The following is a 16,287-nucleotide window of genomic DNA, read 5'->3' on the forward strand; positions in this document are numbered from 1 at the left end:
GGCATAAGCAAATGACAAATAATGAAAGCAAAGGGCCGTTTGAAGGCTTATTAGTTATCGATATGACACATGTCCTTAATGGACCTTTCGGAACTCAACTTCTTTGTAATATGGGCGCAAGGGTAATTAAAGTTGAGCCGCCGGGTCATGGTGATGATACCCGCACATTTGGTCCCTATGTGGATGGACAGTCACTCTATTACAGTTTTATTAATCATGGCAAAGAGAGTGTGGTTCTTGATTTAAAGAATGATCACGATAAAAGTATATTTATAAATATGCTCAAACAAGCTGATGTATTAGCTGAGAATTTTCGCCCAGGTACAATGGAAAAACTGGGGTTTTCATGGGAAACGCTTCAAGAAATCAACCCGCGCCTCATATATGCTTCATCGTCAGGTTTCGGACATACCGGTCCGCTAAAAGATGCTCCTGCCTACGATACCATCATTCAGGCAATGAGCGGGATAATGATGGAAACAGGATATCCTGATGCTCCGCCAGTGCGCGTTGGTACATCTCTTGCGGATCTATGCGGCGGTGTCTATTTATTCAGCGGAATAGTGAGTGCACTTTATGGCCGTGAAAAGAGCCAGAGAGGGGCGCATGTCGATATAGCGATGTTTGATGCCACGCTGAGTTTTCTGGAGCATGGTCTGATGGCATATATCGCGACAGGGAAGTCACCACAACGTCTGGGAAATCGCCATCCCTACATGGCACCTTTTGATGTTTTCAATACTCAGGATAAGCCGATTACGATTTGTTGTGGTAATGACAAGCTTTTTTCTGCGTTATGCCAGGCACTGGAGCTTACGGAACTGGTTAATGATCCCCGATTTAGCAGCAATATTTTACGCGTACAAAACCAGGCTATTCTTAAACAATATATTGAGCGGACGTTAAAAACGCAGGCAGCTGAAGTTTGGTTAGCCAGAATACATGAAGTTGGTGTACCCGTCGCGCCGTTATTAAGTGTGGCTGAGGCCATTAAATTGCCACAAACTCAGGCGAGAAATATGTTGATTGAAGCCGGGGGAATAATGATGCCGGGTAATCCGATAAAAATCAGCGGCTGCGCGGACCCGCATGTTATGCCGGGAGCGGCAACGCTCGACCAGCATGGGGAACAAATTCGCCAGGAGTTCTCATCATAAATGTAAGATGTGCTGGTAAATAGCTCCCACATTTGAACATTGTGGGAGCCGCTATTTAGTCATTTTTCTGACAGAAAACAGCAATCTCCTGGTCCAGCTCTGCAATGTGTTCTTTTACAGAGTTCAGCAACTGAAGAATTTCAGGCTTACTGTCATCTGAAACAGGTGTTATTTCTAACTGATGGCTAATATTAATCAACTTTTGCAAATTCAGGATGTTAGCCGCACCGTGGATGCGATGAATACACTGATGGAAAGTTCTGTTATCGCCAGCTTCTAGTGCTTGAAACGCAGCGGGTAGATCTTTATGCGTTTCATGCTGGAAAGTCATGAGAATCTCCTGCATCAGTTGTAGATCGTTCGCCGTATTATTTTTCAGGGCTTCGATATCAAGGTGGCGATACTGAGGTGCAATATGCGCAACTTGGTGTAACTGACTTAAATGTGTTTTCAGTACATCCAGGGTCAACGGTTTGAACAAACATAAGTTCATGCCGCAACTTAACCCTTTTTCACGTTCGTTAGCCTGTGCGTTGGCTGTAAGCCCCCAGATGGGTAAGGAAGAATTTTGCTCACGGAGTTTGCGAGTCAACTCAAAACCATCCATATTCGGCATATTAACGTCAGTAATAAGCAGATCATAATGTTGCATACTGACTTTGTGTAGCGCTTGCACACCATCAGTGGCTTCATCAACATCATATCCTAATAGATTTAGCTGGCGTTTGAGTAATAGCCTGTTGGTCGGATGATCATCCGCGATTAATATGCTCAACTTTTCAGGTAGTGTGATGGGTTGTTCTGCTTTTGCCTCGACAGTCGCCACTTGCTGGCTAATTTCTACCGGGATTGTGATCGTAAATGTTGTTCCTATGCCTGGATGACTTTCTAATGACAAATCGCCCTGCATATTTTTAATTAATTCTTTGCAGATCATTAAGCCTAAACCAGAACCTGTTTGCTGACGACCTGCACTTGTTTGGCTGTAGCGTTTAAACAGTTGTTGTTGTTCTTCCTGCGATAATCCACTTCCAGAATCCATAATCGTCATTTTGATAACAGCGTGGTTGTCATCAATGTGACCCAGGGAGGTCGTAATTTTTACTGCCCCCTCGGTGGTAAATTTGAGAGCATTACTCAGTAAATTTGATAAGACCTGCTTAAACGCCTGAGGGTCGATCTTAACCAGGTAATGTTCAGGAAACGTACTGCTGCAACTTAATGCGATCGATTTGCTTGCAGCAATCGCACCGAAAGAGTGACAAGTGTTCTGGACTAAAGTAGGGATATCGACCCATTGTGGTTGAAGTTGATAGTTACCCGATTCAATTTTGTCGACATCAAGGATTTCACCAATTAAGCCGAGGAGTGATTGTCCGGTGGCGTAGGCAAGTGAAATCGCCTCCACCCGTTGCTCCTTGCTAAGACCAGAACCCGACAGAAGTTCCAGGAAGCCCATAATAGAGCTTATTGGTGTTCTTATTTCGTGACTCATCGTTGCCAGAAACTGACTTTTTGCTACGGTAGCCTTTATCGCTTTATTTTTTTCTACCTCGAGTGCATTAATTAGATCACGCGTTTCAGTAATATCTTGCCAACCACAAATATATACTGCATTGTCACTTGCAGGAAGATTGCATAATGTATGCCAGTGATTAATGCATCTTTTCTCGATGCCATTATCAATTTCAAATACCTGTGTGTATATTGTTCGATTTTCTTTCGTTTCTGCTGTGACTTCATGCGCATTAGAAAAAACATCTTTAAAGGGTGAGTCACTGTTTTCTAATGGTAACATTGCATTTTTGTAGTAATCCGCAGTGAAATAATGTTCAAAAGCACTATTATGACTAATGACATTACCTTGCCAGTTTACAACATAAGTTGGATTCGGTAAGGAATCCGAGAGTGCTTTTCGGAATGATATTTGGTTTTCTAAATCACCCTGAATGACTTTACGACGACGAACTGAGCGTAACAGGTAGAATCCCCATAAAAGGCTACTGCCAACTAATAAAACGGATAATGTCGTAACAATATAAAATTGCTCGCTATATAGGTCCCATGTGTCAATGGTCACATTGGGCATTTTAATCCATTTTTCCGTCAGGCGCAGAACTTCGCTTGGGGGAATTGCATTCAGTGCTTTATTAATAATATCCTTAAGTTCCGGTTCTCCGCGAGGAAAAGCGAACGAAAGCGATGCATTCGGAACGCCAGGAATAAGAAAATGATAAAGTTCATTAGGATAGTAATGATCGATCATGTAACGCGAATTTAGCTGTGTCGCGACCAGAGCATCAAGTTCACCTTCCTTAACCTTGTGAAATGCAGCGCTGGCATTATCGACCTGTATCCATTCAACCTCCGGATACATCTCTTTTAATTGCGAATGCAGCTCATAATAATATGGAATGGCAACTTTCATTCCTTTTTTTAATGTTTGTTCACTGTCAGGCGCTTTTTGCATGACAAAAACGTAAGGCGTTGTTATGAAGGCTTCAGCAAATAAAACATTATTTTCTCGATCTTCACTATAAATAGCGCCAGGTATTATATCCCATCCTCCGGGGCTAAGCTGTGTTCCAGCATGGATATTGTGTGAAACGGTGATCGGAGAAAAATTTAAACCTGTTTGCAAGGTAATAATATTAAGAATGTCCCCCATAACGCCCCGAACCGAGCCATTTTCATCCGTCATAGAATAGGGGGGCGAGTAAGGATTTTCCAGCACCTTTAAATTGGGATGCTGCTTAATCCACTGTTTTTCATGTTCAGTGAGTTCTAATGGTTTGTTCAGAAAGGCCAGGTTTCCTGTATCAAGCCAATTTTGTGATACTTCATAGCGAACTTCATTTGTTAAAGCATCAACAAATCTATTGAGTACTTCATTAAGAATGACAGATTCTTTTCTGGTCAAGAAAAAATTATATTGACGCGGCGAGTTATAATATTTCACTACATTTAAGGAGTGAGTGAAATAGCGGGAAATCATACTGCTGGTAATGATGTTACTACCAATAAAGTAATCATTGTGCCCAGCTGAGACGGATGCTAATGCCTGATATAAATTTGTAAAAGAGATAATTGTTGCTTTTGGAAATGATTGATGAATTACCTCGTCTGGGGGGTAATTTGCTACCCGAGCAATATTTACTGGTTTTGGTGAGGTAAGCGGTCGCATTGAGTCGTGAAGGGTGGTTACCAGCGCCGGAAAGGTAATTATCAATGGTTTGGTTGCAGCAATGTCATTATTAAGAGGCGGCGAAGTAACTAAATGTGATAACACTATATCGACTTCACCTTCTGCAAGCGCGTCCATTGCTTTTTGATGATCTGCGTATTCCCGGAGTGTTAATTTGATATTTAACGCTCTTTTTAAAAGATTTAAATAATCAGCATTAATACCACGAACCCGTTGCTGCGAATCGGTATGCAACAACGTAGCCGTTTGGGACTTATGTACTGCAATCACAAGATTTTTTTTGCTCGCTAACCAACGTAATTCCTTGTTGCTCAGACGTAGTGGATCAAGTGTGACACGGTTGTTACTACTGATGCCACGATATTCGATGTAATCTTCGTCTGCGAAACTTATGGTCGACCAAAGACCACAACAGAGAAGAAAAATATAGGGTAAAAACTTCATGTGGTTAGCCGATTTTGTTACGTTGTGCGAATGTGTAAAGATCCATCAGTGATTTACATTCTAATTTTTCCATCAGGCGACTTTTATAAGTGCTGACAGTTTTGTTGCTGATGAACATTTTTTCAGCAATGTCATTATTATCCTTGCCATCAAGAATATACCGCATGACACTAATTTCTTGTTTCGATAAGGAGTCGAGTTTTTGCTGGTCGGACGTTAAACTTCCAACAAACCGGTTGAGAGAGAAGGGGAAATAGCAGTAGCCATTTTTTGCAGCTTCAATAGCCGCAATGATATTGTTCATGCCTTCTTTTTTACTCACGAAACCATTAGCGCCAGCATCAGCACAATGTTTCCCGTAAAAATGGTCATTTTTAGCGGAGACGATAATAATAATTCCGCTATATTGGCGCTTCCTCAGCGTTTCTAACACCTGGATACCGTTAACTCCGGGGATATCGACATCAATGATGACGATATCAGGCTTAAGTGTTTCCACCCGCTGAACGGCACTTCCGCCTTCAGTCAACTCTGCTAAGATTTCAATATCGTTTTTGATCAATAAATTACGAATTGCTGCGATAGCAAGAGGATGGTCATCAATAATTATTGCGTTCATAGATTATTCCCTTTGCAATGAAGCATCTCCCTTCTCCCTGTAGTAATACAGACATAAGGCGTCATCTCATTTTCTCAATAAAAATAAGAAAATCTGAGCTTCCTTTAAGATAATTCGACAAGTATACCATATAAATAGTCGGCATAAATGAAATGTCAACAATAAAATCAGGGATTGTACCGATGATTTATAGTTTCAAGTTGGCACTATAAGTCTTCTTACTAATCCTACAGGCGTAAGAATTGTATTGCAAAAGCCACGGTTTAGTCCTCTGTTGTTTTTTTTGCACCTCATTTAAATTAGGCCTCCAACGTTCCTGGGATAATGTGCAACACATGCACTGTGTTTGATATGAAGAATGAATGCTCTTTTCATTCAATTCATAAATTTCATCTATGAGAAATGAGAGATAATAGTGGAACAGATTAATTCAAATAAAAAACATTCTAACAGAAGAAAATACTTTTCTTTATTGGCGGTAGTTTTATTTATTGCGTTTTCAGGTGCCTATGCCTATTGGTCAATGGAATTAGAAGACATGATTAGTACAGATGACGCCTATGTCACGGGGAATGCAGATCCAATTTCTGCACAAGTCTCAGGTAGTGTCACTGTCGTTAATCATAAAGATACGAACTACGTTCGACAAGGTGACATTTTAGTTTCACTGGATAAAACTGATGCCACTATCGCACTCAATAAAGCTAAAAATAATCTGGCAAATATTGTTCGGCAAACGAATAAACTATACTTACAGGATAAACAATACAGTGCCGAAGTCGCTTCAGCACGTATTCAGTATCAACAATCTTTAGAAGATTATAACCGTCGAGTGCCGTTAGCGAAGCAGGGGGTTATTTCAAAAGAAACGCTGGAGCATACCAAAGATACGTTAATAAGTAGCAAAGCGGCATTGAATGCCGCTATCCAGGCTTATAAAGCGAATAAAGCTTTAGTAATGAACACACCATTAAACCGTCAGCCACAAGTCGTTGAAGCGGCGGATGCAACTAAAGAAGCCTGGTTGGCGCTTAAACGTACGGATATTAAGAGTCCGGTTACCGGCTATATTGCCCAGAGAAGTGTTCAGGTCGGCGAAACAGTGAGCCCCGGACAATCGTTAATGGCTGTCGTACCGGCACGTCAAATGTGGGTTAATGCCAACTTTAAAGAAACACAACTCACGGATGTACGGATTGGTCAATCGGTCAATATTATCAGCGATCTTTATGGTGAAAATGTTGTGTTTCATGGTCGGGTGACAGGGATCAATATGGGAACCGGCAATGCGTTCTCCTTATTACCTGCACAAAATGCGACAGGGAACTGGATCAAAATCGTTCAGCGTGTACCGGTTGAAGTTTCTCTTGATCCAAAAGAACTCATGGAACATCCCTTGCGTATTGGTTTATCGATGACAGCAACTATTGATACGAAGAACGAAGACATTGCCGAGATGCCTGAGCTGGCTTCAACCGTGACCTCCATGCCGGCTTATACCAGTAAGGCTTTAGTTATCGATACCAGTCCGATAGAAAAAGAAATTAGCAACATTATTTCGCATAATGGACAACTTTAATGGCAATCACTAAATCAACTCCGGCACCATTAACCGGTGGGACGTTATGGTGCGTCACTATTGCATTGTCATTAGCGACATTTATGCAAATGTTGGATTCCACTATTTCTAACGTCGCAATACCGACAATATCTGGCTTTCTGGGAGCATCAACAGACGAAGGCACCTGGGTTATCACCTCGTTTGGTGTAGCAAATGCCATTGCGATCCCTGTTACTGGCAGGTTGGCACAAAGAATAGGCGAATTAAGATTATTTTTACTTTCAGTAACCTTTTTTTCGCTGTCTTCATTAATGTGTAGCCTATCGACCAATCTTGATGTGCTGATATTTTTTAGAGTCGTTCAGGGGTTAATGGCGGGGCCGTTAATTCCACTGTCACAGAGTTTATTATTAAGGAATTACCCACCAGAAAAAAGAACATTTGCTCTGGCATTATGGTCAATGACCGTGATTATCGCTCCGATATGTGGGCCGATATTGGGCGGTTATATTTGTGATAACTTTAGCTGGGGTTGGATATTTTTAATCAATGTCCCTATGGGGATTATCGTCCTGACATTATGCTTAACCTTACTTAAAGGAAGAGAAACTGAGACTTCACCGGTCAAAATGAATCTACCAGGACTGACCCTGTTAGTGCTCGGTGTTGGTGGCTTGCAAATTATGCTTGATAAAGGGCGCGATCTGGATTGGTTCAACTCGAGTACAATAATAATATTAACAGTAGTATCAGTTATTTCTCTGATCTCTTTAGTCATTTGGGAGTCGACCTCAGAGAACCCGATTCTTGATCTCAGTTTGTTTAAGTCCCGTAACTTCACCATTGGTATTGTGAGTATCACATGCGCGTATTTATTTTACTCTGGAGCGATCGTCCTTATGCCGCAGTTACTCCAGGAAACGATGGGGTATAATGCGATATGGGCCGGACTTGCTTATGCGCCCATCGGCATCATGCCACTATTAATTTCACCTTTGATAGGACGTTATGGCAACAAAATAGACATGCGGTTGTTAGTGACATTTAGTTTTTTGATGTATGCGGTTTGCTATTACTGGCGTTCTGTGACATTTATGCCAACGATTGATTTTACAGGCATCATTTTGCCGCAGTTTTTTCAGGGATTCGCCGTTGCCTGTTTCTTTTTACCCTTAACAACGATTTCGTTTTCAGGCTTGCCAGATAATAAATTTGCCAATGCCTCGAGTATGAGTAATTTTTTTCGTACCTTGTCAGGATCAGTTGGTACGTCGTTGACAATGACGCTGTGGGGACGACGCGAATCGTTACACCATAGTCAGTTGACAGCAACCATCGATCAATTTAACCCCGTGTTTAATTCATCGTCACAAATTATGGATAAATATTATGGTTCGCTTTCAGGAGTTCTTAATGAAATTAATAATGAAATAACCCAGCAGTCACTTTCTATTTCTGCAAATGAGATTTTCCGTATGGCGGCTATTGCTTTTATCTTACTTACGGTTTTGGTTTGGTTTGCGAAACCGCCGTTTACAGCGAAAGGCGTTGGGTGATGATAAAAGGAGGGGGTTATAGCGGGTAAGACCGGGGATCTTAAGTCTGCGCCATCGGCAGCATCGCTCACCCAGGGAAAGGATTGCGATGCTGCGTTGAAACGTTATTAACGGCCTTTTGCCAGATATTGATTCATCTCTTCTTCCGGCACCATTCCACCTCCCGTCGCCCACACCAGATGAGTGGTATTACGCAGTTGTTCTGCGCTGAAACCGTGCATCTGTTGGTAACTTACTGATGCACACACGCGCTGAGGTCCGGCCATACCCGCCAGTGCCGAAGGTTCAAGACGAATACCTTCTTCCTGCGCCAGCCAGCCAAGCATGTCATACATGGTTTGATCGCTAAGGGTATAGAAGCCATCCAGCAGACGCTCCATTGCCCGCCCGACAAAGCCTGATGCGCGACCAACTGCAAGGCCATCCGCTGCGGTAAGGTTGTCGATACCAATATCCTGAACAGAAATCTGATCGTGTAATCCTGTATGGACGCCTAACAACATACAAGGGGAGTGCGTTGGTTCGGCAAAAAAGCAGTGAACATGATCGCCAAACGCCAGTTTAAGCCCGAATGCGACGCCACCAGGACCACCGCCAACACCACACGGCAGATAGACAAACAGAGGGTTATCAGCATCGACGATACGGCCTTGCTGGGCAAATTGCGCTTTAAGACGCTGGCCAGCGACGGAATACCCAAGGAACAACGTGCGGGAATTTTCGTCATCAATAAAGAAACAGTTCGGGTCAGACTGCGCTGCTTTACGTCCTTCCTCGACGGCAACACCATAATCTTGCTCATATTCCACGACCGTAACGCCATGGCTGCGCAGTTTCGCTTTTTTCCATGCCCGGGCATCAGCAGACATATGAACTGTCACCTTAAAGCCAATGCGGGCGCTCATAATGCCGATTGATAACCCCAGATTTCCGGTTGAGCCCACAGCAATGCTGTATTGGCTAAAGAACTGTTTAAACTCCGGAGAAAGCAGTTTGCTGTAGTCATCATCAAGCGTCAGCAACCCCGCTTCCAGAGCCAGTTTTTCTGCGTGTGCCAGGACTTCATAAATCCCGCCGCGTGCTTTTATGGAGCCGGAAATGGGCAAATGGCTATCTTTTTTCAGTAACAGTTGCCCGCTGATCGGTTGCTGATATTCTTTTTCCAGCCGTTTTTGCATAGCTGGAATGGCAACCAGTTCTGATTCAATAATCCCCCCAGTGGCAGCAGTTTCAGGAAATGCTTTTGCCAGATAGGGTGCAAAACGGGATAAGCGCGCATGGGCGTCCTGAACATCCTGTTCGGTCAGGCCAACATAAGGTAAACCTTCAGCCAATGAGGTCGTGCCAGGATTAAACCAGGTGGTTTCTTTAAGAGCAACCAGATCCTTTACCAACGGATACTGGGCGATGAGCGAGTTCATTTTAGCGTTTTCCATAGTACGTCTCTTTGCGCTTAGATGATAAATGACAGCAGGAATGTGCCCGCCAGAGCGACGACTGAAGCGATAAATGTCGCTGTCGTATAGTATTTAAATGTTTCATTGAGCGTAGCGCCGCAATATTGCTTCACTAGCCAGAAAAGCGAGTCCGTAACGATCGTGCAGCCAATTGCACCTGAACCGATAGCAATCGCAATAATTTCCGGGCTGATGTCGGGATACAGCGGCAGCATGGGTGCAACAATTGCCGTTGCCCCCATCATTGCCACGGTAGCGGAGCCCACTGCCGCATGCAGAATAAGAGCCACTAACCAGGCCAGAAGAATCGGGTGCATATGCATATTGGAGAGAATAACTGCCAGCGTATCAGCGAGACTGCTGCTTTTTAAAATGGCGTTGAATGCGCCTCCGGCCCCGATAATCAGCAAAATATTAGCAATAGAACCGAAGCCATTTTCTGTATGTGTGAGCATCGTCCCCATGCTCATATGCTGGCGTATACCCAACACATAATAGGCGACAAACACGGCGATAAACATGGCAGTGATAGGGTTGCCAATAAACTCAACCAAGATATACAAACCACTCTCACGCGCCATATTCAATTCGGCAATCGTTTTAACCAACATCAGCGCAATGGGTAGCAGTATGGTGAATAACGTTGCGCCTAATGACGGTAGTGTTTTTTCATCGCGAACTTTGAGATCTGCAAACTCTGTGGGTACAGGTTTAAAGGGCAGTCGTTGACCCAGAAATTTAAGGAAAAGTGGGCCACCGATCAGTGATGCCATCAGCCCAACCAGCAAACCGTAGACGATCACCGAACCGATATCTGCGCCCAGCTTATTGGCAACATATAAAGCAGCCGGATGTGGAGGAACCACGCAGTGCACTGCCATCAATGCGGTACATAGCGGAATGGCAAGCTTTAATAATGAGGTATTGGTTTTTTTGGCAATTGAAAAAGCCAGAGGAATCAATAGCACGACGCCCACTTCAACAAACAGCGTGATGCCACAAATCAGGCCAACCAGCACCATAATGACATCAACTGAAAGCCAGCGGCAGCGTTGAAGTGTCAGACCAATTCTTTCTGCGGCCCCGGATACTTCCATCATTTTTCCCAGTATCGTGCCAAGGCCGATAACCGCTGCGAGGAACCCCAGCGTTCCGCCAATTCCACTTTCAATAGCATTTACCATATCCAGTGGCCCCATGCCCATCATCGTTCCCACGAAGAAGCTGGCCAGCAACAGCGCCAGAAACGGGTGGAATTTGAACTTCACGATGGTCAGTACAATTAACACGATGCTGATAAGCAGCGTGCTCACAACCCAGATTTGAGAGTGCATATCTCACCTTCCCCTGTGATTAACCTGATGATATTGGACAAAAAAACAACGCAGGCTGACAAACGATAAAATTTGCCTTTCACATGAGGTAAATTGCATCAATGGAGTGATTTACATCTAAAAATGAAGGTGAATTGAGATATGGTTCACTTTAGCTCATCTCATAGCTGAAATTTTGCCGCTATTTTTTTACACTTAAGCGAAAAATGAGGTGATTATGGAACCCCTTCGTGAAATAAGAAATCGGCTGCTTAACGGCTGGCAATTATCAAAAATGCATACTTTTGAAGTGGCTGCCAGGCATCAGTCCTTCGCCCTGGCGGCAGAGGAATTGTCGCTGAGCCCCAGTGCGGTAAGTCACCGTATCAATCAGCTGGAAGAAGAATTGGGCATTCAGTTGTTTGTTCGTTCCCATCGCAAAGTGGAATTAACGCACGAGGGGAAACGTGTTTATTGGGCGCTAAAATCGTCGCTGGATACCCTGAACCAGGAAATTCTTGATATCAAAAATCAGGAGTTATCGGGAACGTTAACTCTGTATTCCCGGCCCTCTATCGCCCAATGCTGGTTGGTGCCCGCATTAGGTGACTTTACACGCCGGTATCCGTCTATTTCGCTCACCGTGCTCACTGGTAATGACAACGTCAATCTGCAACGTGCCGGAATCGATTTGGCGATCTACTTTGATGATGCGCCGTCAGCGCAACTCACTCATCACTTTCTGATGGATGAAGAAATCCTGCCAGTATGTAGCCCGGAATACGCTCAAAGACATGCTTTAACCAACACGGTAATTAACCTGTGTCACTGTACGTTGCTCCATGACAGACAGGCATGGAGCAACGACTCCGGTACGGATGAATGGCATAGTTGGGCGCAACATTATGCGGTTAATTTGCCGACATCTTCTGGAATTGGCTTTGATCGTTCTGATTTAGCTGTTATTGCCGCGATGAATCATATTGGGGTGGCGATGGGAAGAAAACGCCTGGTACAAAAAAGGCTTGCCAGTGGTGAGCTCGTCGCGCCGTTTGGCGATATGACGGTGAAATGCCATCAGCATTATTACATCACCACATTACCGGGCAGGCAGTGGCCAAAAATTGAAGCGTTTATTACCTGGCTAAGAGAACAGGTAAAAACCACTTCATAATGAATAAAACCACGAGTTCCTGGTGTGCCTTATTCGGCCTGCTAGTTCGAATTTAATTTACGGTTTTTATGTGGTTTTAGGGATAAACACAAGGATGGTGTCCCCTGCAGGAATCGAACCTGCAATTAGCCCTTAGGAGGGGCTCGTTATATCCATTTAACTAAGAGGACAATGCGGCATGAGTATACCCGCTAATGGAGTGCGGGGTAAGTACGCTGCCGCTCGATTGCTTAAACCCTCGCCATTTATGCCGGGTTTTTATCATTTTTCTTAATGTTTTCCGCACGTTCTGCTTTTTGGCGTGCTTCTGCTTTACGCTTATTGCTCATGTCGTTACGAATCTGTGCATGACTCATTAACGCGAAGATAAAGGTGCCGCCGCAGATGTTCCCCGCTAAAGTAGGTAGTGCGAAGGGCCAGATGAAATCGCTCCAGTGCAGCGTACCGTTAAACACCAGATAGAGGATTTCAACAGAACCGACCACGATATGGGTGGTGTCACCCAGGGCAATAAGCCAGGTCATCAATATAATCACCACAATCTTTGCCGCACCCGCTGCAGGAAACATCCAAACCATAGTGGCGATCAGCCAGCCGGAAATGATCGCGTTGGCAAACATCTCGCTGGGGGTGTTCTTCATCACATCCATGCCGATTTTGACAAATGCATCGCGAGTTTCTTCATTGAAGATAGGCATATATTCAAATGCCCACGCCGCAATACCTGTCCCGAGAATATTACCCAGCAGCACGACGCCCCATAACCGTATAAGTAAGCCGACGTTGCTCATTGTCGGTTTTTGCATGACGGGTAGTACCGCAGTCACGGTATTTTCGGTAAATAATTGCTGGCGGGCCATAATGACGATAATAAAACCAAAGGTATAACCGAGATTCTCCAGCAAGAAGCTGCCCGGCACACCTTCCAGTTCGACATGAAATATCCCTTTTGCCAGTAACGAAGCGCCCATCGACAGACCCGCCGCAATGGCTGACCACAGTAGCGCCATTGCGTCGCGTTCCAGCTCTTTTTCACCATCCTGGCGGATATGCTCATGAATTGCCATCGCCCGGGAGGGGAGTCGGTCTTCATCTATTTCTATTTTTTTGCCGCGCTCTTTTTCTTCGCTCTCAACTTCAATTTCGTCGCTGTGTTGATCAATTTTGTCGTTGTCCATGGTCTCTTCTCTTGAATTAGCACGTATAGCTAAAGCGTAGCGGCTTTTTTGCTCGCAACTGACGGGAGTTACTCTGAAAATGTAGAAAAGGCTGCGTTTGCCTTTTTCTGTTTCTATAGAATCAAGTAGCCTACAGGGCGGCGATTACCAGGCTATGATCAAATCAGCAAATCAGGGCGTCTGGACATCAGTTGACGTGCTGTTACAATCGCCCACACCTAAACAGGCGGATACGGTATCGTTCCGTCATGGATGGCAAACTGCATAAGCCATAAAAAAACAGGGAGACATTTATGAAGCTTCGCCTGTCGGCGCTTGCTCTGGGAACTACGCTTCTGGTGGGGTGTGCGAGTTCCGGTACAGATCAGCAAGGGCGTTCTGACCCGTTAGAAGGGTTCAACCGCACCATGTACAACTTCAACTTCAATGTATTAGACCCGTATATTGTTCGACCGGTCGCTGTCGCCTGGCGTGATTATGTTCCGCAACCGGCGCGTAACGGTTTGAGCAACTTTACTGGCAACCTTGAAGAACCTGCGGTGATGGTTAACTACTTCTTGCAGGGCGACCCTTATCAGGGGATGGTCCACTTTACCCGCTTTTTCCTGAACACCATTTTGGGGATGGGCGGTTTTATTGATGTTGCAGGGATGGCGAACCCGAAACTGCAACGGACTGAACCTCACCGCTTCGGTAGTACGCTTGGTCATTATGGCGTGGGTTATGGGCCTTACGTCCAGTTACCGTTCTACGGTAGCTTCACGCTGCGTGATGACGGTGGTGATATGGCGGATGGTCTTTACCCGGTTCTTTCCTGGCTGACCTGGCCGATGTCTGTGGGTAAATGGACGCTTGAAGGGATAGAAACTCGTGCGCAGTTGTTGGATTCCGATGGTCTGCTGCGTCAGTCGTCCGATCCTTATATTATGGTGCGCGAAGCGTACTTCCAGCGTCATGATTTCATCGCTAATGGCGGCGAACTCAAACCGCAGGAAAATCCGAACGCGCAAGCGATTCAGGATGATTTAAAAGATATCGATTCTGAATAAGAAATAAATAAAAAAGGTGAGTCGCAAAACTCACCTTTTTTGTTGTTATCCCTCAATTACCATAAGTAAAAGGAGATAAACCGACAATGACCCGGACGTAATGATGTAAAAATACTGATGTTCGTCATTGACTATTTCCGATATTCAGTCGTTGAAAAATCAAAAAACTGGAAAAATAATTTTAAATATCATCAAAATTAACACCTAACGCAGATAGTTGATTAATTTCATTTTGATATTCCGTCTGGCAATTTTGAAGCCTTTCTTCAATTTTACCTTCGAGTTTCTTATAGTGCACATATATATTTTGAGAATGGTCAGTGTTAACTTCGTTATCGAATAAAGTAGAAACTATTTCTTTTACATTATTGCGTCTATATTTTGCATTGTCCACTTGAAAATTATATCTTATTGCTCGACCATAACGTTTAAAAACTTCGTTTGGTTCTTTCAGTCTTTCCCCGTTGAGTTCGTTTACAACTTGATGATTTATACCTGTTGCAAATAATTCTGCCATGAGAGCTTTATTGCTTTCAAATGACGCTGAAGCATTCCTGGCGTTTTCACTACAATATTGTGTGAGACTATCACCATTAATACGAATTCCTCTTTTAATGTGGTAGTTGTCCTGATCGTAGTAACCGAGCGATAAATAATCGTTTCCGTTTATATTTTTAATTACAATGGCGAGAGTGTTGTATTTTTTATCTTTACCGTGCCAGGTAAATAAGTCCGTTGGTTTGCTTTTCTCGTTCTCATCGAATTTCGTTACAGTATGTATGAGGTTACGTGATATTTTATCGAAAATGAAATCAGGATCTCCATTATATATTTCTTTTATTGCGCTGAAGATATTTTTCTTGTTATTGATATCATCAGTATTCTCTACTACATTTTCATTGATGATGGTTTGGCCGACTTTTTTGTTTTCATCGTTCGCAGGTGATTTTGTTGGTTCTTGATTATCAAAAGTAATATCGTCTGTATCATTGGAGTCAATGCCAATATCACTACGATCATCAATACCACTAACAATAATACCATCAGTAAATTCAGCATTATTTATATCATCATGAGTCTTCTCAACTATGTTGTCATTAATGATAGCACGGACGAGTTCTTTGTTTTATAGCTCGCAAGTAATTTTATTGTTTCTTGGTTATCGATACCAATAGTAATATGGTCTGTATCATTGGAGCCAATATCAATATAAGTAACTGAGGAATTATTAATATTAAATCTATAAGGATCGTCGTTTACTCGTATGGCGTTTTTTATAAGCTCAAGTAGATGTTTAATACAGGTGCTTATTCCTTCCTTACCATTAAAAAGGTTTTTGAGCTCTTGTACTAATCCATTAACTTCATCATTGTTATTTTCATTAATGGATTCTGGGTAAGTTGCGCTGGTATTGTTGATTGAAATAGATGGTAGCATGATTTTATTCCATTTTGATTGATTTGTTACAAATATATATTACCTAATGAAATAGACTATCAAAAAACGCTCATTTATTTAGAACCTATCTTTAATTTGAGTGTATGAGCGCACAATAGCCAGGGGGGGGTGAGTAT

At 43.4% G+C, this 16,287-nt stretch carries 10 protein-coding genes, 1 tRNA gene and 1 pseudogene; 5 read left to right on the plus strand and 7 right to left on the minus strand.

Annotation, left to right across the window (positions count from 1 at the left end):
- Positions 1-11: 11 nt before the first annotated feature.
- Positions 12-1,157 carry a CoA:oxalate CoA-transferase gene (gene yfdE, locus ACU8XX_RS07300; protein ID WP_001296867.1) on the plus strand — a complete coding sequence of 382 codons (1,146 nt, stop codon included), beginning with the start codon at positions 12-14 and terminating at the stop codon, positions 1,155-1,157.
- 55 nt (positions 1,158-1,212) lie between these two features.
- Here the strand turns inward: yfdE and evgS are convergent, their stop codons facing one another.
- Both evgS and evgA read right to left on the minus strand, forming a co-directional pair.
- Positions 1,213-4,806 carry an acid-sensing system histidine kinase EvgS gene (evgS, locus tag ACU8XX_RS07305; RefSeq protein WP_001326970.1) on the minus strand — a complete coding sequence of 1,198 codons (3,594 nt, stop codon included), beginning with the start codon at positions 4,804-4,806 and terminating at the stop codon, positions 1,213-1,215.
- Positions 4,807-4,810: 4 nt separating this feature from the next.
- Complete coding sequence (gene evgA / locus ACU8XX_RS07310; protein ID WP_000991370.1) at positions 4,811-5,425, minus strand: acid-sensing system DNA-binding response regulator EvgA; 615 nt, start codon at positions 5,423-5,425, stop codon at positions 4,811-4,813.
- 415 nt (positions 5,426-5,840) lie between these two features.
- Here evgA and emrK point away from each other — a divergent pair, with 415 nt between their 5' ends.
- The gene (gene emrK, locus ACU8XX_RS07315) at positions 5,841-7,004 is read left to right on the plus strand and encodes a multidrug efflux MFS transporter periplasmic adaptor subunit EmrK (RefSeq protein WP_000435167.1); all 1,164 of its coding nucleotides are present in this window, start codon (positions 5,841-5,843) and stop codon (positions 7,002-7,004) included.
- Positions 7,004-8,542, plus strand: coding sequence for a multidrug efflux MFS transporter permease subunit EmrY (gene emrY / locus ACU8XX_RS07320; protein WP_001018714.1), 1,539 nt, complete (start codon positions 7,004-7,006; stop codon positions 8,540-8,542). The genes emrK and emrY overlap by 1 nt, the downstream gene beginning before the upstream one ends.
- A gap of 107 nt (positions 8,543-8,649) precedes the next feature.
- On the opposite strand, the gene dsdA is transcribed toward emrY, so the two are convergent.
- Positions 8,650-9,978, minus strand: coding sequence for a D-serine ammonia-lyase (gene dsdA / locus ACU8XX_RS07325; protein ID WP_000426427.1), 1,329 nt, complete (start codon positions 9,976-9,978; stop codon positions 8,650-8,652).
- 17 nt (positions 9,979-9,995) lie between these two features.
- Positions 9,996-11,333 (minus strand): D-serine transporter DsdX, encoded by a 1,338-nt coding sequence (gene dsdX, locus ACU8XX_RS07330; protein WP_000556048.1) that lies wholly within the window; start codon positions 11,331-11,333, stop codon positions 9,996-9,998.
- 217 nt (positions 11,334-11,550) lie between these two features.
- Here dsdX and dsdC point away from each other — a divergent pair, with 217 nt between their 5' ends.
- Positions 11,551-12,486, plus strand: coding sequence for a DNA-binding transcriptional regulator DsdC (gene dsdC / locus ACU8XX_RS07335; protein WP_001300996.1), 936 nt, complete (start codon positions 11,551-11,553; stop codon positions 12,484-12,486).
- A 95-nt stretch (positions 12,487-12,581) separates the two neighbouring features.
- Here the strand turns inward: dsdC and ACU8XX_RS07340 are convergent.
- Positions 12,582-12,656 (minus strand) — tRNA-Arg (locus ACU8XX_RS07340).
- Between the two features lie 75 nt (positions 12,657-12,731).
- Positions 12,732-13,664 (minus strand): formate/nitrite transporter family protein, encoded by a 933-nt coding sequence (locus ACU8XX_RS07345; RefSeq protein WP_016242292.1) that lies wholly within the window; start codon positions 13,662-13,664, stop codon positions 12,732-12,734.
- 293 nt (positions 13,665-13,957) lie between these two features.
- Between ACU8XX_RS07345 and mlaA the strand changes: the two genes are divergently transcribed.
- Complete coding sequence (gene mlaA / locus ACU8XX_RS07350; RefSeq protein WP_000776768.1) at positions 13,958-14,713, plus strand: phospholipid-binding lipoprotein MlaA; 756 nt, start codon at positions 13,958-13,960, stop codon at positions 14,711-14,713.
- A 181-nt stretch (positions 14,714-14,894) separates the two neighbouring features.
- Here the strand turns inward: mlaA and ACU8XX_RS07355 are convergent.
- Positions 14,895-16,150 (minus strand): annotated as a pseudogene (locus ACU8XX_RS07355) (hypothetical protein).
- Positions 16,151-16,287: the final 137 nt, after the last annotated feature.

The organism is Escherichia sp. MAL-1, from assembly GCF_052948035.1.